The sequence below is a fragment of the Nocardia amamiensis genome (assembly GCF_015477605.1).
GTDB lineage: Bacteria > Actinomycetota > Actinomycetes > Mycobacteriales > Mycobacteriaceae > Nocardia > Nocardia amamiensis_A.
Genome location: NZ_JADLQX010000009.1, coordinates 166,611 through 188,014 on the forward strand (window position 1 = coordinate 166,611; position 21,404 = coordinate 188,014).

The 21,404-nt window shown below is 66.2% G+C and carries 1 protein-coding gene (only partly in view); it reads left to right on the forward strand.

All coding sequences use genetic code 11. From position 1 onward, the window contains the following. Positions 1-21,404, forward strand: partial view of a LuxR C-terminal-related transcriptional regulator gene (locus IU459_RS14660; RefSeq protein ID WP_195130061.1) — the beginning only. The gene runs 29,626 nt beyond the window's last position; only the first 21,404 of its 51,030 coding nucleotides appear in the window; the start codon lies at positions 1-3; its stop codon lies beyond the right edge, outside the window.

Genomic DNA, 21,404 nt, shown 5'->3' on the forward strand with positions numbered 1-21,404 from the left:
ATGACGCTGCGTTTGCCGGACTGGCTCCCCCCGGTTGTAGTGATGTGTGTCGCCGGGCACTTCCCTCTGGGCGACGAGGACGCGGAACGACGCGCCGCCGATGCCTGGTCGGACAAGGCCGAATGGTGTCGCGAGCAGGCTGAATATCACGAAGCGAAGGCAAAGCCGCCTGAGGGCTCACACGGCGAAACCGTCGACGCGATCGCCGACAAGCACCAGCGCACGGCCGATCGCTTCCGACAGCAGGCCAAGGACTGCGACAGCCTCGCCAGGCAGCTCTACGAGAGCGCCAACGCCACCGAGCTGCAGAAGATGGTCATCATCAGCATGGCCGTGATCCTGGCCATCCAGCTGGCCCGGTGCGCACTGATGTTCGCGGCTGGTGGTCCGATCCAGGCCGCCATAGCACAGATGGCGACCCGAACCGCGGCGCAGCGCGCGTGGATGAGATTCGTGGCATTCCTTTCCGGACGCGGTGCGGAACTGGCCGCGGAACGCGGCTCGATGGTGCTGCTGCGCAACGGAGTCATGATCGGGGTAGCACTGGGCGGCGGCACCCAAGCCGGCGCCCAGGCGATTCAGGTCGCCAAGGGCGACCGCGAACAGATGGATTGGAAGTCGGTCGGCGTGGCAACGGCCGCCGGCGCTGTCGGTGGCTTCCTCGGCATGCTGTTCGGACTCTGGGCCGGGCCGAAGGTCGCCACCATCGGCGCGAACGCCACCAGCACCGCGGGACGGGTGGCCCTGCAGCTCGCCGGCACCACCATGGTCGGCGCCGGAGCCGGAGCCGTCGGCGCTCTCGGCGGCACTGCCGTCTCGCTTGCGCTGTCGGATCAGCCGTTCAGCCGCAAGGCCTTCACTGAGGGCCTGATCCCCGGTATCGGTAGCGGATTCATCGGCGCGGCAGCCTTTGCGGCACAGGGGATGCGCAGCCGGGCACCACTTCCCGACACGACTGCCGACCCCCCTGCCGCACCGGATGTCACCACGGCCGCACCGTCGCCTGATTCGCTCGTCGACGCACTGCGCTCGCATGGCATCGTCACCGCTGACTTCGATCCGAACAACCCCTCCCACACCCATCAGCAACAGCAGATCGACAATCTTGTGGCGCTGCTGCGCCAACCGGGGGCCACCGCGGACGAACCAGCCCGTCCCACACTTCCGTTGAACAATGCCGACTGGCAGCCCGCGAATCCGCCGAATGTGTCGCCCGACAACCTCAACCCGGTCAAGTCCGTCAAGCCCCCCTCCGACGCCGGCGCCACACCCGCGGATCAGGCCCCCGCGGCCCCCGCAGCGACAACGCCGAAGGCTGACGGAGGCAATCAACCACCCGATGTGTTTCCGCCGAAGGAGTACAAGCCGCCTCCGGAGCAGCCGTTCTCCGTGCCGAACAACAGCATGGACTGGGAACCACCCGCAGGCATGCCCGGCGCCCTGATCGACAACGTCAATCCCGTCAAGACCGTCACCTTCCCCGCAGCCGCCATCGCGTCCACCGTCAACCCGGCCGGCGTGCCGAGCATCGGGACGGATCCGACGTCGGCGGAGGCGCCTGGGTCACGGAATGCTCCTGCCGCACAAGCTGATTCCGAGGTAAACGGCACCGCAAAGGCTCCTGCCGACGGTGAACTGCCACCGGCACCGCTCGACTCGGACAGCAGCGCCGCCGAGAACGCGGGCACGGCACGGCAGACCACCGAACATGATCACCCTGCGGCCGTGCCCGACGACTCGGTGCCGCCACACCCCACGGATACCGGCGAAGGCAGCGCTCGACCGGCCGATGCCGCGGCCGGATCGGCTCGCGGCGACCGGCACCGGGTCGGCTCCGAGACCACCTCGCCAGCGCCGCATTCCACTCCGGAGCACGCCGCGGCGCCGGACAACGGCGCCACCCCGGCCCGACCACAGCCCGTCGACCGGGACACGGCGGGCCAGGGGCCGTCCAGGCGAGACCGCGCCGTCGCCGCCGCGGACGTCAACAGCGGCGATCCGGCAGCCGGGCCGTCGGCACCGGTTCGGCAACGAGGTGTCGCAGCGGACGAGGAACCCGGTCCGCGACCCGTCACGGCCGACCCGCACGACGCATTGGCGCAGCCGGGTCCGGTGGCGTCGGCGACCGAGCGCCAAGGGGCACAACAGGCTCCTGACGCAGCGGCCGTTCCCGAACCAACCGTGTCCGAGCTGGTACCGGCGGGGGCGCACAAGGATTCGGCCGACGGATTGTCGTCGGACCAGAACGTGTCCCCGACAATGACGGTCGTCACCGACCCGGCGCCCGCTCCACAACGCGGTGATTCCGGTCCGCGCACCCCCGGCGGGGACAGGCCCGTGGACGCGGCCGGGCAGCAGCGGCAGACCGCGCAGCCGTCGGGCGGCCCGGCGCGACCGGCCGCCGGCGTCCAGCCCGGCACACCCGCTGCCGGTGGTTCGCCCGCTGCTGCCGGAGGCAATCGGCCGCCACGTGTGTCGGCTCCGAAGAATGCTGCCGCGGAGCGCCCTCCGGCCGTCGAACCGGTCGAAGGAGCGCGCGGGCGGGCCGAGGACGGCGATGCCCCGTCAGGGTCGGCGACCGCCCACGCCACCGACAATGACAACCGGAACACACCGCCCGCGGCCGACAATCCGCAGCACGGCCGCACGGCCGACGGTGCTGACGCCACGGACGCCGGCACCGCGCGAGCGCCGCATCCGGAAGCAGGGCCGGAGCACGGCCGCACGGCCGACGGTGCTGACGCGACAGGCGATGGGACCGCGCGAGCCCCGCATCCGGGAAGGGAGCCGGAGCAGGGCCGCGCGGGTGATGACGGCGCGAATGAGCAACAGGTCAAGGCTCGTTCCGATGACGGTGAGGAAGCGTCGCGGCCGAAGCCCGGTGAGTCCGATACCAGCGGAGACGATGTCCCCGGCGGCCGTGCGGGCGACGATGGTGCGAGTGAGCAGCAAGCGAAGACGAATTCCCCCGACGACGCGGACGCCCCACTACCTGAGTCCCGACCTGCTCGCGCACAGGATGATTCGGATGCGCCGCCCACGGCTCGCGGTGAAGACCCCGCCGCGGACGCGCGTGCGAGGGCGAGAGCCGAAGTAGAGCAGCGTAATGCGGCCGAGCGGCAGCAGAACGAGCTGGTGCGCGAACACCACCGGCAGCGTGTCGAAGCGGCGGCCGAGCGCGAGCGGGTCGCCCTTGCCGAGCTGCAGCGGCAGGAGAAGACCGTACGGGTGGCGGAGGAGCATGAGCGGGCCACCCGCGTCGGCTTCGGCGACGAGATACGCGATCTGTTCGGGCGGGGCACGGCGGAGGATCGGGTGGCCGTCGAAGCCGCGCGGGCCGCTCAGGAACAGCTCGGGCAGGCTCGGGCGAAGTTGGCCGAGTGCCGGGATGCGTACGAGGCGGCGGTGGCCCAGCACGACGCAGCGGCGCAGGCGAGAGCCCGTGACCTGGTGGAAATCTCGGACAACGCGGGCGTTTCGCTGATGAACGACTACGAGGCTGGGGTGCTCACCGATCGCGGCGCCGTGTTCGATGTCGTTGCCCAGGAGCGGGTACGCGCGGCCCTGGATGCCGGTCGCGCTATCGGGGCGTTGCGCGAACCGGGCAGCACGGCCGACGGTACGAGCCCGTTGGCGAACGCATCACCGGAGTCGTTGGTCGACACAATGGTGCGGGGATCCAGGGAGGAGCGCGTCGCGGCGATGACGGAATGGATTCGCCGGGGCGACGACCGGCATCGGCTGGTGCGTGAGACGCAGGCCGCGGCGTTCCTGCTGCTCGAGCACGGTCCGGTCGATATGAAGACCGGTGAGGGCAAGACCATCGTGATGGTGATGAAGAAGGTGTCCGACGCCATCGATCACGGCACCGCACATGCATGGACCAGTAGTGATCTGCTCGCCGGTGAGCTGGCCGGTGAGTTGCAGGCATTCGTGGCGCGGCCGGAGTCGGATACCGGGATCGATGTGGTCCGGATGGATCAGGACGGTCCGCTGCCGGATCCGGTACCCGGCCGTAGCCGGATCGTCGTCGGCACGAAGGAGGACTACCTGTTCCGCGCGTTGAAGGTCGCGGATTCGATGATGAACGAGCTCGCGGCCAGTGGCATGTCGCACCAGGAGGTGACGGCACTGCGGGACTTCCTCAACACGAAACCGTCGATCGATCTGATCAAGGAAAGGCTGGATACCGCGGCATCCGACCACGGCCTGGACCTCCGGTACGACCCGTTCCCGGCGGGCAAGCTCACCGTCGACGAATTCGACACCATCTTCGACGGCAATTCCGAATGCGTACTTTCCCCCGGGGCGGCGGAGGAGGCCACGCCCGAGGTGGTGGCCAAACTACAGGGAATCTGGGATCGACTGGCGACCGCCGAACGTGAACACGGTTTGACAGCAGCGGATTTCAAGAGGCCGGAGAACACCCGGGGAATGTGGGCCGCCGAAATAACCCCGGCGGCGGTCGCCAAGCTGGAGAAGGTGGCGGGTGGGCCGGTCACCGACTCGGAGCTGAAGCTGTACGCCGATGCCGCCAACGCCCGCTGGGGGCTGGAGAAGGGCACGCACTACATCACCCGGGCGGACGAAGGCGAGGGCGCGAAGATCGGCATCCTCGCTCACGAAACCAACGACAAGGCGATGTGGGACAGGACGAAGTCGACCGAGGTGCGCTGGCAGGACGTCGGTCAGTTCGTCGACATCAAGGAAGGGCTGCCGGTCCGGGCGAATCAGGAACATTCGCTGCGCATGTCGGATCAGCAGTTGATCGGCAGCAAATTGCTGTTCGATCCGTCTGGTTTGTCCGGGACCATGAAGGGCGTCGAGGGCATCACCTACGACCTGTACGGCGTGGGGCCGGTGCCGGAGCTTCCGACATTCTATACATCGCAACGAGTCGTGGAACCGCCGAAATTCTACGAGAACACGCATTCGAAACTCACGCAGCTGGCCCGTGACATTGTGCGGGATGCACATGTTGTCGACGGGGAGCAAACGGGCCGTGCGCAGTGGGTCGTGTGCATGGACAACGGCGAAATCCGGGGCGACCCGGATGCCGGGCGGATCGGACTGATCGACCTGCTTCGCACAGCGGCGAAGGAAGAACACGGCGAGGGATTCGAGCTGAAGTTCGAGGTGGTCGATGCGGAATTCTACGCCGAGCACGGCGGTAGCAATGCCAACGCCGAGGCCCTGGTGAGGCAGAAGATCGAGGAATTCGGGGACAAGGGCACCATCTATATCACCAACAAGGACGGAGGCCGCGGCGCCGACCCGACACCGTCGCAGGAGGTGATCGATCTCGGCGGTGTCGACGTCAAGGTCAGCGGCGGGCCGTCGTACTCCGAGCGGGTGAACGACCAGGTCGATGGTCGTGGCGCCCGGGGCGGATCCGGCGCCGACCGGGAGCACGGTGGCACCCCGGGTTCGGCGGTGCACTACGTCTCCCCCGAGGACTTTCTGGGCCGGGTCACCGACCACGGCGTCACGCAGCAGATCGTCCAGTACAAGGAAGCCGTCAAGGCCCACCGGGCCGCCCAAGAACAGCACGAAGCCCTCAACACCGAGGCCACCCGCATCGAGCTCAACAAGGCCGAAACGGCGCTGCGAAACGCCGAGTCCGACCTGTGGAAGCATGCCGTCCCGGCGATGAAGGACGCCGTCGAGCAGAATCAGCTCGCCTCCAAGTACGCCAGCGCCAACCAAGCCAACGCCCCACCCAGGGACGCACATGGCACCGCGACCCAGCGACCCCAGCAGCCCCCTCCCCAATCCGCGGGAACGGCGGCTCCGCATGCGACCGGTCCACATGCGACTCCGCACACACAGCACGCCCCTGCCGCCACCCACAACGGCACTCCCGTCCCGACCGCCGCCGGCCTCGCCGCCGGGGCGGCATCCAACCTGGCTTCCGGTAACCCCCCGGTCGCACCCAACCTGCGTGACGAGCACGGCGACAGCACCCTCCGCCACCTCCTGCAGGTGCTGGACGCACCCGGCGGACAGGCGGCCGCACCGTTGCTGCCGGTGGCGCAGGCCGTCCGCGACGCGGCATTCGATCAGGTCGAGTCGCAAGGGATGCCCATCGGCACCGACGTCGCCGACCACGTGCGCGAGACCGCACGAAATCTCTTGGACACCAGCCTCAATCAACTCGATCCGGCGCAGCGTCAACTCGTCACCGACGCCGGGACGGTGCTGCAGCAAGGACGCCGGCTCGAAGACGCGCACACCGCAGCCGTCGCCCAGTTGGTTGCACAGGTGCCGACCGCCCAGCCCGTCCTCGCGGCCGCTACGGGTACCACCGTCCCGTTCGACCAGTTGCCCGCCGACGACCGCACCGAGACATTGCAACGGGCACAACAGGGAGACCGGTCCGCCGCGCAGACATTGGACCGCCATTTCGGCCCCGCCACCGCCCAGGGCCTGTGCACCGTGCTGTGGAGTGCGGAGCGCGGCACACCACCAACACAGGTTCAAGTCTTGGCACACGCCATCGCCCGCGCCGCAATCGGCGCCGCCGAGGCCGGTGGCTGGCAGGTCCCCCCGGGCGTAGACGTCGGCGACTGGCTGCTCGGCGAAGCGCGCAACAACACGTTGCCCGACAGCCTCAATCTCTTCAATCCCGCCGTACGCCGACTCGTCGACGAGACGCTGAATTCCCAGTCCCCCGACGACCTCACCGACGCCCAGGCCGCCTTGCTCGGGTGGGTCGCACAGGAGATCGCAGTACGGGCCACCACCGGTTCGACCGCCCGGCAACCGCAGTCCTCGGCCGAGAACCACGCGGCCCGAACGACTCCTGAGACGACAGCCGAGGCCGATCGGAAAACCAAGCAGGCCATTGCCCGGCAGCTGTTCGAGACGTTCGACATCGAGGTGCTCGGACTGGACAAGCCGGGGATCTCCGTCGACACGGCTCTGTCGATCAGGAATGCGATAGTCGACGGTTTCGCGGCAGGGCAGGAGATCAAGCTCGACGTCGTACTGGTCGCCCCCATGGTCGGCAGTACCGGCGCCTGTATCTGGACTCCCCAAGGCATCGAAGAGGACGCCCCGACCTTCATGGTCCTGAACGAGAACCTCTTCGGTGACCCGGAGAAATTCCGGAACACCATGCGGAAGGCGGTGCGGGCAGGCCGCCTGATGGCCCCGACCGGCGATCCTGCGTACGACGCCGTCAGTCACGAGATGGGGCACCTGCAAGACAAGAACGCCCGAGAGGGCATCTACGAAAAGCGGCCGATACAAAAGGAACGAATCAGACACGAGAAAGAAGAGCTCGCCAAGAAGGCGGAAGATACCGGGGAGGCACGCTCCGAGAAATCGGATCAGACGGCGGAGGTACGCTCCGCAGACTCGAAAGAGGCGCGGGCCTTCGGTTTCCTGTACGAGCATTTCGTTGCCTTCAAGAAGGCGGACATGCTGCCATCGGAAATTGCTTTCGATGATTGGCTGGGTCAGCTCGACTCATACAGCAGGAGTAGGAAGAAGTTCACAGAAGAAGATCGCCTGTACAAGGCCTTCGTATCGTGGACGAATCAATTCGAGAGTCGGGCGGCTTTCGACAAATGGCTGCAACGAGCCGGAATCTCACGGGTTACCGGTCCGCTGCGCCGGGTTTTCGACGAGCAAACAGACGAAGCCGATCGAGCGGGCTGGGTCGATATGAGACTCGTATACGACGCTTGGTTGCAGCAGCTCGATCCCCACACTCGCAGACAAATACTCACCGGCGAATTCGAACAAGCCCATCCCGATCCGGACGCGGCGACGAAGAGGGACGAACTGGGGACTTACGAACCCCAGCTGGGCGACCTCAAAGTATTCAATCCGGCAGAAGCACTGGCCGAGGCGAACAACGCCTTCGGCAGGACCGCACCGGCCGATCGCACACATCCCGCCTACGTCCTGCAAGCCCTGCTTCGAGACACTCCGTATTTCCAGGTGTTGAGGGAAGCCGAACAGCGCAATGCCCTGGTGCAGGCGGACTATCGCGGTCCGGTCCCGGCTGCGTCCGAGTTCGGCACGAGCATCGCCTCGAACGGACCGTCGGCATCCCTGGCCGCGAGATGGCGCGCTATGTCCCCCACCGCCCGCGCCGACTACGCGGAACAGCAAATCGCATACTTGAACCCCGACACCGGTTTCGTGCTCGACGAGTTGGCCCGGCTCCAGGCGGAGCACCGCGCCACGGTCGCATCGTCCCCGGATCGCACCGCACAGACGCCCGAACCGCGAGCGCCCCAAGGTAATTCATCACGTACGGCGGCGCCCGGGCGACCTGACGGCAGGTCGGCGCTCCCACCGGAGTTTTGGCAGCAGCACAGTCAGTCCCACGCGCGGGCAGCTGTCCCGGCCCCGATCCACCTCGGTGACCCCGACGATGCGCAGCTGGACCCGACGCAACCCGTCCCGGACTTGCCGACCCCTCGCTCAGACCTCGCGTCGAGGCGTGCTCCTTTCGACAGCTTCCGGCAGCAGATCTTGGCGATCTACCTCGCTGGTCCGTCGACCGAACGGAACGGTGCGGTGGCCGGCGCGCTGGCCGATGCCGCCCCTGAGGATCTGCAGCGCGCCCTCCGCGAAGCCGGGCTCGACCCGAACCAGCAGCGCGTACTCCGCCAGTTCTGGCCAGGCCAATCGGACCGGACGGCCGAGGCGGTGCTACCGGCTCCCGGCGAGGACATGGACCCCCTGCTGTGGGCTCCTATTCGCAAATTCGCCTCGGCGGTCGCGCGGGTCCGGGCGGTGGGAGAGTCTCCCGCGAGGGTGGTTCCGGAATCAGATCGGCCCGAACCCGAGGATCCGACCCCGGACAGAGGCGGACTGACCCCCCGGGAGCTCGAGGTGCTGCGCCTGAGTGCGCGTGGCCTGTCGTACCGCGAAATCGGCCCGGTGATGGGGATTTCGCACCAAACCGTCCAGACTTATGCCCGGCATGTGTGCGCCAAACTCCGCTGCCCGAGTTTGATTCCCGCGGTCCTCGCGGCAGATCGGGAGGGCTGGCTCGGCGACCCGTCCGGCCGACCTACCGATGTCGAGTTCTCCCCGGACGATATCGCCATCCTCCAGCTGGCGGCGAACGGCCTGGACAATCGCGCCATCGCTACCGAGCTGGCGACGACGCGGTATCGAGTGCGGACGTTCATGGCCGAGCTCCCTGGCCGGTTGGGTGTCGAGGGCAGGCTGCCTGGTCTGCTGGCGGCACAGCGGCAGGGGGCGTTCCAGCCTGGCGATCCCCAGTCCGCGGCAACGCGGAAGCACGTCGATCTGTCTCCCCGCGAACACGAGATTCTCGACCTGGTTGCGGCCGGTCTCACGGATCATGCGATCGGTGACCAGCTGGGAGTCACGGCAGCTACGGCACGGGGCTATCGGGTCCACATCCAGGCCAAGCTGGGCACCTCGGATCCCGAGGAACTCGCAGCCCGGGCGCGTGGCCTCCAGTCGCCGCGCGCACAGGCGCGGACCGTCGAACTGAGCGAAGTCGAGGCGCTGCTCCTCCACCTGGTCACCAAGGGAGTGCCACCCGAGGCCCTCGCAACCGCACTCGGCATGCCGCAGAGCCGGTTGGATCCCTTGCTGGCGCAACTGGCGGACAAGATCGGCGCGCGCGGCAGGATCCGGGTGTCGGCGCAGCGACAAGAACCGTCATCGCAGCGCGAGAGGCTCGAAGCGCTCGCCGAGTCGCTGCCGGGCGCGAGCCGTGATCCGGCAGCGGTGTCCTGGGCCACGGTGCGCGCCTTCCGATCTCGGATCGCCACCCGCCCGTCCGAACTGACCGCGCGTGAGCCCGAGGTGCTGCGGCTGGCCGCACAAGGCTTGTCACTCAAAGCGATCGCTCGCACGTTGGGCGGATCGCACGCCACCGTGATCAACGAGCTCGACAGCATCGCGGTGAAGCTCGGAACCCCGGATCGGGCCGTGCTACTGATGGCGGCGCAGCGGGCATGGTCGGCCGACCACCCGGAACCGATACCCGAACCAACGGCCGACGTCAGTCTGACACCGCAGGAAACCGAGGTCCTTCGCCTGGTGGCCCGGCGGTTCACGAACCCGGCGATCGCGGCAGAGCTGGGCATCTCTGTGCCGTTGGTGAAGCACATCCGGATCGGCCTGCGCACCAAACTCGGTATCAACGACACCGCCGGGCTGGTCGCCTGGGCTGTGCACAGCGGTATCGCCGTCGACGATCCCGCGGACGCCCCGGACCCGGAGTTGCAGGCGCGCGTAACGGAGGCGCTGCAGCGGGCAACGGCGACGGCTACCGACAACGACCGAGACGAGTCGACACCCGACTCCCACGAGGCCTCGCCCATCCCCGCCGACATCGACGGATCTGGCGAGGCACAATCGGCCCAGCCCGCCGAAGCGGCCTCGGACCCAGCCCAGACCGCGCTGGCCGAGCACCTCGGGCTGCCACCGGGTGCGGTGACGCGGGGAGCTGTACGCCTGGCCCTCGCCCTCGTCGCGGAACAGACACACGCCATGCCCACCGCCGTGACCGGCATCGACGGTCAGGCGCTGAGTCGATGGATCCGGTCCCAGCTCGAACTGCATGCGGATCAGGAAGCGGCCACTCGCGAGGGCGCGCTTGCCGAGCTGGAGCGGCGCGACGGCGAAGAATCCGGTCTCCGGGATGCGGCCGACCCTGAGGCTGATCCGTTGGGCCAGAACGGTTTCGACAACCGGCGCCGGGCCCTCGACCAAGAATTGCGGGCACTGCTGGGGTTGCAAGACCTGAGCCCACCCCAGCCGATGACCACGGGCGAGGTGCTGGCCGAGCTGTACTGGATCACAAGCCTGACGGACTCGCCGGAGCTGGAACACTTTGTCGCCGCGAGTGAGACCTTCCTGTGTGCCCCTCTCGAATTGGCGGCAGTCCCGCTGGACGCGGTCCAGATCCACACGCTGCGCAACCAGCTGGCGCAGCAGGTGGGCGTCGCCGACGACGAACTGACCCGCACGCACGCCGAAGTGCTGGCCGCCGACGAGACCGTTGCGCCACAGACGCGCCGTCTGGCGGAGCTCTACCTCACCCTCCGCCTGATCGAAGCCGAGCAGAAGCCGACACGGGCCGATATCGCCCGGCTGGCGGGTGTGGGCGAGCCGTACGTCAGCAGTGTGTTCAACGGACGGTTCGGCGTGAAGAAGCCGTGGCACGGCGAGACTACGCAACGCGTCCTCGCTGCGGCTCACCGGTTGGGAGTACCTCCGGACCGCGCGGACATCGCGGCCCTCACCGATCCGAACTTCGTGACCCAGCGTGTTCGTCCGGCACGATGGGTCGGCAACGAGTTCGTCCCCGCGTGGATCAAGCCGCAGCCACCTCGCGAGACGTTGGCCGAAGCAGCGGGCACGGCCAAGGCCACGGTCCGTGATGTGGTGAAAGGCTCGGGCACGCAAGATGACATGCGGCTGGTGCGAAGTGCGGCCGAGAAGATCGGGTTCTGGTATCACCCGGACGGGCCGATGGGGACGGTCGACGCGATCACACTGTCGGAGGGCGAATTCTACGTTCTGCGCCTGATCGCCGACGGCATCGCCGAAGATTCCCTCGCCGCCGTGCTCGGGATCACGCCGGACCAGTCGAACCGGCTGCTCGTCCGACTGGCCGAGCGGGTGGGATTCGAGAGGCCCGTCCGTATGCCTACGGACGCACAATCGAGCGGTTTGCCCGACGGCGCCGTGCCGCCGTCCCCGGAGCAGACCGGTCTGTCACCTCAGCAGGTCCAGAAGCTGCGACTGGTAGTGGCGGACGTGCCGCATATCCCCATCACGGGCACGGTTCCCGCGGACACCGTTCAGGCGTTCCGTTCCGCCCTCGCGGAGCGGCACCCCACCGCACTCAGCGGCAGGGAAAGGGAAGTACTCGCGCTACTCGCCGAGGGCCTGACTTCCGGACAGATCGCGGCCAGGCTGGGGTTGTCCCGCAACACGGTGAACGGGTACATCGCGCGCGCGGAAATCAAGCTGCATACCGACGGCCTGCGTCCCACCATGCAGGCGGCACAACAGCACGGATTCGTCGGAGACGCGGAGGAAACAACCACACCGGGCCGCGAATCGGACCACACAACCGAGTCCGGTCAGCACGAACATTCTTCCGCTCCGCCCGACGTCTCCGCTGTCGACGCCGATGACGGAATCAAGCAGGCGATCGCGGCCCAGTTGTTCACCTTCTTCGGCATCGAGGTACTGGGGCTGGACAAGCGGGGGATCTCGGTCGAGACGGCGCTGTCGATCCGGAACGCGGTGATCGATGCCTTCGCCGAGGATCCCACCATTCGACCTGCGGCGATTGTCGTCACATCCATGTCGGACCGCGCCATCGCCGCGGCGGATTGGATGCTCGGCGAGCCGGAATTCGTCCTGTTCCTCAACGACAATTACTTCAGCAACAGGGAGTCTTTCACCGCCGCGATGGAGGCGAGCTTCCGGCGCGGTACGAAGACCGCGCCGACCGGTGACCCGGTATACGACCGCCTACGGCACGAGCTGGCACACCTGCGCGACGCGGCCGAACTGCTGTCGCACCACGCTCCACCGCTCAGCGAATCTCGGTACGCCCACCTTGCCGAGTTGCGAGCCGCGGGCGAACTCCCCGCGGACACCCGTTTCGATCGACGGCAGGACTACCGGGACATGCTGGCGCCCAAGGTGTTCGGCTATCTCCGCGCCTACTTTGTCCGGTTGCGCGCAAAGGGAGTCCTGCCTTCGGATACGCGGTTCGATGAATGGCTGAAACTACTCAATAGCGACAGCCGCGAGAAAAAGGAGGAACCCGCGGAGAAACCGGGAGAGCCCAGGGTCGCTTTTCTCCCCGAGGACGAAGTCGACCCGGATTGGGATTGGTGGGGTGCGGAGGCCGTACTCAATCCGGCGGAGGCGCTGGCCGAGGCGAACAATTCGTTCGGCCGCAGCGCGCCGGCGGATCCCACGCATCCGGTGTACGCCCTGCGGGGATTGCTCAACGGCCTCACCGTGACGCAGGCGCTGGAAACCGACGGGCCCGCGAATGCCGTGGCCCGACCGTACCAGCGCGGTTCTGTCCCGGCCGATTCCGGATTCGTCGCAAGCATCGCGCCGAATGGCCTGGTCGCCACGCTGGCACGAAAGTGGCGCGGGATGAGCGCCGAGGCCCGGGCAACCTACCGGGGACAGTTGGAGGCGGAGCTCACACACGTCACCGCCGACGGCTCGCCCCACTTCGTCCTCGACGGGCTGACCGAACTGGTCGACCAGCAACAGGCCAGAATGCCACGCGCAGAAAACAATACCGACGACGAACCTCCGTACGTCGCCGACGGCAACCGGGGTACCGCAAGTTATTCCAGGGCCGATCCCCCAGACCAGGCATCGACAGAGCAATCACCAGCGGCCAGCGAACAGCAATCGGCCAGCGACCGTGAGACGACATCCGGCAGCCGCATCGATCCTGTCGCGATCGACCTCGGCGATTCCGACGAGCCGGACACCGTTCTGCAGCGCGCGCGGCAGGGGGATGCGACGGCGTTCAACGAGTTGCGCGAGCGATACGGCCGGGCCTCACTCCGGGAAGTGCTTGCTCGGCTCGGGGTTCCGGCCTCGCCGACCGGCCGCGACTTGCGGCCGCTCGTACAGGTGGCACAGGAGCTCAACCGCATGGCATTTCGGATCGCGCAGGCGCACCGATGGCGTGCCGATGCGGGCACGGATCCCAGCGAATGGCTGCACAGCATCGTGGGAGGTCTGGTAGACGGCTGGTTCGGGCTGAATGCCACGCAGCGCAAACACGTCACCGAGGCGGTGGACGCAATGCGGCGTGGCGCAGCGATCAGCTTGGTGCAAAGAGGTGCGCTCAACAGATTGGTCGACGCAGGCGAGCAGGTGATAGCAGTCGCCGAAACGCACGCGACCGACTCGTCACAGCAGACGGATAGTGGGCTAACCAAGCGTCAGTTCGAGGTGCTCGGGTTGATGGCCGCGGATATGACGAGCCCCGAGATCGCGGAGGAGCTGGGGTTGTCCCCGGGGACCGTGAGCATCTACGCGACCCAGGTTCGCCAAAAACTCGGTGCCCGCACCCGGGCGGAAGCGGTGTACATCGCACTGAGCACAGGCATCCTCCCTGGCAGTCCCCGCGCCGACGGCGAGGCATCCGGTCGCGAAGATCTCCAACTGACCAGTCGCGAAATCCACGTACTCGGGCGGATCGCGAACGGAGACACCAGCGACGACATCGCTCAAGACCTCGAGATCTCTCCGAGAAGCGTGGACCAGTTGGTGGGTCGAGTCGGCCGGAAACTGGGCGCTCGCAACCGTCCTGGAATCCTGGCTGCCGCCGCAAGAACCGGCGACCTCCCGCTCGCCGACCCTGCCGACGCCGTCCCGGGCACCGGCCGCATATGGCTGGCCGATTACGAAACCAACGTGGTCACTCGGATCGCGAACGGTGAGACCAGCAAAGACATCGCGCAGGCGCTGGGCCTGTCCTCTCTCACCGTGGACGACTACCTAATGCGTGTTTGCCGCAAGCTCCGCGTGCACAACCGGGCAGCGATGGTGGCCGTCGCCATCCGCGCCGGACTCCTTCCGCGCACGGACAGGGCTGTGGAAGCGCCCGAGTTGACCACCGCCGAAATCGACTTGCTCACCCGCATCGCACACGGCGATACGAACGCCGATATCGCGGAGGACCTCGACATGTCCTCGAGCGCTGTGGACAAGGCTCTCGCCCGTATCCGCGAGAAACTCGGCACCCGCAACCGGCCGCAGACGGTAGCCGTCGCCATCCATGCCGGTATTTTGCCCGGTACCGACACAGTCGGAGAAGCCCCCGCAACCGGTCCTACCGAGACAGCCTCGTCGCCGCCAGTGTCGAACGCGGAGCTGGAGCCGACACCCCCCGTACCCGACACTGCCCCGCCCGCAACCTCGGCAGATCTGCGGGATCAGTACGGGCTCGACACCTTCCGGTACGTGCTGTCTCTGCTCGGAGTACCGACGGTGGCAGGCGGTACACGAAGCCCACGGCAGGCGCGCGCCGTGCAGTTGGCTTTGGAGATCAATGACGAGGTATTCCGATTCTCGGAGATGGACCGGGACGGCGATATCGCCGACCGATTGCTGGAAACCGCGCGAAAACTAGTGGAGCACAGGTGGTTCCACCCTCTCCGTGCCGAGATTCTTGCAGTGATGCGCACCGATGGCATCGCCGAATCGGATCCTCGGTACCGTCGGATTGCCGGCCTGAGCGTCACCGAGCTGCGGCGGAACCTCGACCAGGCCGAACACAACCGTCGTTCGAAGTTTCTGGAGGCAGCGGACAGCCTCCGCCACGGCGGGGGCATCCAATCGTTGACGCGCCTGGAGAAGAACGTTCTGCTGCGAGTCGCGGACGCGCCGCACGGAGCCGACGACTCGACGCTCCCGGATGCCCCGGCAGCCACCGGCACCAGACAATCGAATACCGATACGGCAGCCCACGTACCTTCGACGGGTGTCAACCAATCATCTTCCGACACAGGATATCCCGAGCTTTCCGATCGCGAAATCGCTGTACTCAGCCTCGTGGCGGAGGGCCGCCCCCATCGCGAGATCACAACGCTGCTTTCACTGTCGCGCCGCGAGATCGGGACCGCCATGCGTTCGATCGCGGCGAAACTGGGCACCAATCAATGGGCGGAAATGTTGGAGGTGGCGCGACGCAGAGGAATTGATCTGAATGTCGGCAGCCCGGCGAACTCCCAGCGCAACCAGTCCGGGAACGATGCCGCTGCCCGATTCGGCACCGGCACATCCGACGTGCCGCAGATCCACCTCGGCAACATCACCGATCAACCACCGCACCCCCCCGCGGACACCGACAGCCGGCACCCATCCACGCCCGGCAACCCAATCGACCCTGTCGCTATCGACCTCGGGGACTCCGAGGACCCCAGCGTCCGGGACCTCGAGAAAGAGGAATCACGCGACAGCAGCGCCCATGAACCGATCCATCCGGCAAGCACCCCATCAGGGGCTGGGCTGGGATCGCCCGGCGCACATGCACATGTGCCCAGAACCGCGATGCGGCAGTTGCTCGAGCGATACGTCGCACAGGGTCGCCGGGATGATGCTATCGCTGTGCTGCGGCACGAGTTCGGCGACAAGGTGTTTCGGTGGATTTCAAGAGCCTTTGCCGAACCCCGAGTGGCGCAGGAAATCACAGACGAAGCATTCGCGGCGAGTGTCGACCGTCTCGCTCAGATTCCTGACCGGAACGTCGAGGCATGGGTGGTATTCATTGCGCGCAACCTCATGCCCAAACACGCCGAGTTTGCGCAGTTCCGGCAACGTATCCAGCAGGTCTTCACTGAAGCCGGAGGCGCGGAAGAACTCCGGCAACCGCTGGCCGAGGCGACGACGTCGGAGCTGCAACGGGCTCTGGAGGCACTGAATGCCACGCAGCGCGCGAGGCTCGGCCGCTTCTGGTCCGGCGATGCCGCGCAGTCGCTGCCCCAGGGCAATCGCCAGGCGCAGGACCGCGCGGTGTGGTCCGCTGTCCAAACATTCGTACTCGCCGTTGCCGCTGAACGTGGGAGGCACTCGACGACCCGGGTTGGCGTGGCGGAGCTGAACGGCTTGCAGGTCCAATTGCTCGGACTTGCCGCGTCGGGCCTGTCCAATGAGGAGATCGCGGAGCGTTGGGGGATTTCGACACCCCGCGTCGCCGGACACTTTCTACTGATCGCCCGTCTCATGAACCTCAACGTTCGCGAATCGGCACTCGATGCAGCACATCACTGGTTCCCCGAGGCCCCCCGCCCGGACTCGGCCACACGCACACCGCACACCATGACGGTGGGGGATAAAAAACTCTACCGCGCTCTCACAGAGACCGAGAAGGAATTGTTCCAGATGGCGGTGGCGGGAAATACCGACACCGAAATCGCGGAGCGCTGGAAGATATCCGAGACGAACGTTGTCGCGCGCTGGCTCCAAATCGCACACAAGCTCGGGATCGAATTCCGCAGCGACCTGTTGGACAGCGCAGCACAGGCAGGCATCGTACTTGCATCACGGCCTGAAATGACTGAGCGCCATGCGGGCGACACAGCAAATTTCGATATCACGGAACAGCAGATAGAACTGCTGCACCTACTCGCGAAAGGCTGGGTCAGCAGCGCGATAGACGAGCGCTGGCATGCACCGCCCAGAACAGCCGAGAAACAACTGGCCCAGGTAGCCAAGCGGTTCGAAATACCGGGCCGGGGCCCCGCAGTAGTAGCATATGCGTTACGCAGAGGAATTATCGAAGGACCGTACGACGGATCGGCTGCGGCCGAGCTGACGCCGAGAGATATCGCACTGATCGAGCTTGCGGCAGAAGGTAAGGCCGATCCGGAGATTGCGAAACTCATCGGAAGAACTCCCGCAGCAGTAGGCGAATATTTCAGGGATATTCGCCACCTACTCGGCGCCAAGACGCGTTCTGAGATGGTGGCTATGGCTATCACCGCAGTCGACACCCGAGCGGAGGAAATCACACCGGGTCGACGACAGAAAGAGCTACGCAAACTATTTCCGCCCGCAGCATCCGTGCCGCGAATGCTGCCGGACCCCGATGATCCGCGTTATGCGTCGATCGATCAATGGCTGAAAGCACTGCGGCGACATTTCAGGATGACGCAAGCAAAGTTCGGCGAGCAGGCCGAAACAGGCACATCGACAATTTCCCGGATGGAGCGGGGCCTGTCGAAGCCACGAGTCATCGTGCTTCGGAATTTGCGGGACAACCTGGGATTTTCCAACGATGTACTTGTCAAGGCACTGCGACGCTTCTATGCACGCCCGGGTGCGACTGTGGCCAATCCGGCAATACAGCGCCGGTTCTGGGATCTGATCGCCACGCGGCGAGGATCTCGCGAGGAAGACGAGATCCATGCGGAAATATTTGAGGAATACGCGTGGATTGCCCGTGCGGCGGCTGCGGGCTGGGACGAATCGGATGGGAGCCGGGCTGCCAGCGACATATTTATCGCCATTCTGAACTTCGCCCCGGTGGACGATTTCTCCGATCTCGCATGGGCGACTGCCCGAGGCGCCTGCAAGGACGACTATTTCGAGCACCGATTTCCAGATATGGACGAGACCACCCGGAAACTCGTCGTCCGGGTGGAGACTTACCTCCGGACCTTCGACAATCCGGATTCGGTCCCCGACACTGAGATCGCGATATCGCTGAACCTCGAACTGTCGAAAGTCTCCGAGGCACGCGCGATTCTCGATCAACGCCTGGCCGCGATTCAGCCGTTTTCCAAGGTCTTTTCAGGCAGGCTACGGCAAGCGCTATCAGATCTGCCCGATCCCGAACTCGCGGAACACGCAATACGCCTGCGCCTTTACGAAGATCTCCCTGTGACACGGGTGGCGAAACGTTTGGGAATCTCACCTGAGCAAGTCGAGCATATCCTCGGTGTGGCCGTGCCAAAACTTCAGGCCGCATTCGCTGAACGCGATCCAAACCCACCGGGTGGCGACGTCCGGGAGCGGGAGAGGCCACGCGGCCCCCGCATCGATCCTGTCGCCATCAACTTCGACGATACCGAACCCACACCGGACACCTCCGAATCGCCCGAATCGGAAACTCCGAACAGGGCACCGTCACGTATTCAACTCACCGATATCACCGCTGGTGACACCACCGCGGCCGAACTCGTAGCGCAACAACTCACCACCTTGCTGGACGGCTGGGCGAACCCCGACTACATCCGCGACATCGCCGATGCTGTCAGCGCATCGGTCCGATGGGGAATCGGCACCATCACGGTCACCGCCGAACTCACCCGCAGTGAACTGCACGTCCATCTCACCGACATCACCGGCGATCACAGCTACGTCGAAGTCGACTGGCACCTGGACCCGACACCCCGGCCCGTCGAACGCGCCGCCCGGCCACCCGCCCCCGCCTCTGCGGACGAACTCGATCTCGCCCGCATGCTGGAGATGTTCGGGGACGAGGACGAAGTTCCCCGCTATCAGCCCGAGGTCGGACGTACGCGAACCGCCGTCGAACAACGGCTTCCGTGGCTGTCCCGCAACGAGGTCGCGCCGATACTGCGAGCGGTCAGCGAACTGGTCACCAACGCCAAGAAGCACCTCCACAGCAACGCCGCCGACCACGGTCTCGCACCCGAAGAAGTCCTCGACCTCTCGGTATCGGCCACCGGCGACGTACACATCACCGTCACCAACGAGCTCGCACCGGGAACCGCCGCGAAACTGCCGCCCTGGACCGACGACGAGCAAGCGTGGGAGCGCGAAGGCGGCCGCGGAACTCAAATCATGATCGCCGAAAGCACTGTGGCGGTCCGACGTCTCACCTTCGCCAATGGCAAGAACACCATCGAACAGTCCGTCGAACACTGGCAGACGCCGCCAGACGGCGAAATCGCCACGGCCCATAGCGAACTCGGATCCAAGAAGCCCGCCGCCACACGATACACGACGACTGGCCGGTTCCTTCGCAACGCCGTCGAAGGACAGGAGGCATCCGAAGAGCAACCGGCCGAGGCCGGGCCTGTCCCCGACTACATCCGCCACTGCGTAGCCCAATCCGTCCGCATGGCCGAGGCGGACGGCCTCGTCGATGCGCGCATACCGCACAAGGACGCGACAGCATGGCGCGAACTCGTCGCCGGCCTGGGCACCGGCATCCACAAAATCGCCGTACCCGAGACCTGGGACAATCCCGACAACGACCCCCTCGCGCAGTACGTCGACGCGATCCTCGAACCCGACAACGAGATCCACAGCGCCGTTTTCGTCATCGAGGACGATCAGGGCAATGCCCACAGCTACTACGTCACGCAGCTGAACGGCCAAGCCATCATCTTCGACACCAACATCGCCCAACCCTCCGCCACCGACCCCGCCCACCCGCACGTCCCCGGCAAGCACGTCGCCAGGGTCCGCACCCGGGATAAGTGGACACAGTCCTACCCCACCATCAACCGCGCCTTCGTCGCCTACTTCACCACCGACACCGACACCGATGGCCTCAAAGGCACCCTCACTCCCCTCGCCCCACCCGACAACGCCAACTTCGAAGGCACCGACAACCCCATCCGAGGCAGGTCCGGCGATACCGAATCCGCCACGACGGCCGCCGCGACCAACCCACCGTCTTCCACATACCGGGCGCCGACGGACCGGAACGATCACGACCCGGTCCCCCTGCCGACAATCCAGGAACTGGTCGCTGATCAGGGGAAACTGCGGACGTTGCGACAGGAAGTCGGGGCACTGCGACGACAACTCCTCGACCTCAGCAAGGGCCGCGCGGATCTATCGACCGCAGCAGCGGTGGACAGGTTGCTGGGGGCACTGCTGCAGCTCGAGCGAGAGGGCAAGCTGAACCCCAGCCAGGCGCGCGCACTCCCGCTGGTCGAGGAGTACCGGCAGAAGTCCCGTCTCCTCGACGACGCCGAACTAGTCCGCGGCCAACATCGGGAGCACAAGGCGAATGCCGCTCGCCGTGCAGATCAGCCGGAAGGCACTCGGCCGACGGAACCCCGTGGACCCGACCCCACCGCCATCGACCTCGCCCCCGACGAACCGTCCAACTCACCCTCCGCACAACCCGAACCGCAACCGAACCGGCAACCATCGGCGGCCGGTCCCGGGCAGGAGGACGTGGGCGTCCACACAACGCCGGACAAGGCGCGTGCGCGCCTGGCGAACTATTTGGAAGCCGACCAGCGGGTACTGGACCAATCGGACCTGGTATGGCATGTGATGGAACTGGTCCAACGCGAATGGCGCGGGATGAGCGAGCGGGCTCGCAGCCGAGCGGCCGGAGGCTTCGTATTGAGCGAGCTTCCTAGATGGATCGGGCAGCGAATAGTTTATGAACGCGACGTGCGCGAAGCGCAGACGCGAACCTTGACAACCGGAGAGCGAAAGCGGTTGGACGCCAGGCGCACTCACCTGGACAACGAGCTGGTTCGACTGCTGTCGCTGACAGATCCGATAACCCCGTGGGTGGCCCCGGCGAGCCGGGATCCCTTATCCGAGCTGCGCGATATCGCGGAACACCCGGGACTGGTGTCCAACAATCAGTGGCTCTTCCGGTCGATAGTCCAACTGACCGAGGACGCCCTGGGCCTTGATTCCGCACGGCGGGGGAACGCCGACCCACTCCTCAATCTGGTCCACGACGTGAACCCGGCGCACGGTTGGGACAACTGCGCGGAATGCGCGATAGTCGTCGATCTCAGGCTCGACGGCAGAACCGGCCTTGTCGCGGCACCGTCGAGGGGCCGAATCATCACCCGTGACTCCGCTGGACACATCCACGTGCCTTTTCTCGAAGCCCACTACTCGACATCGCTGCGAACTGTCCGCAGCCTCGCCGGCTTCGAACGTGAGCTGCTCGA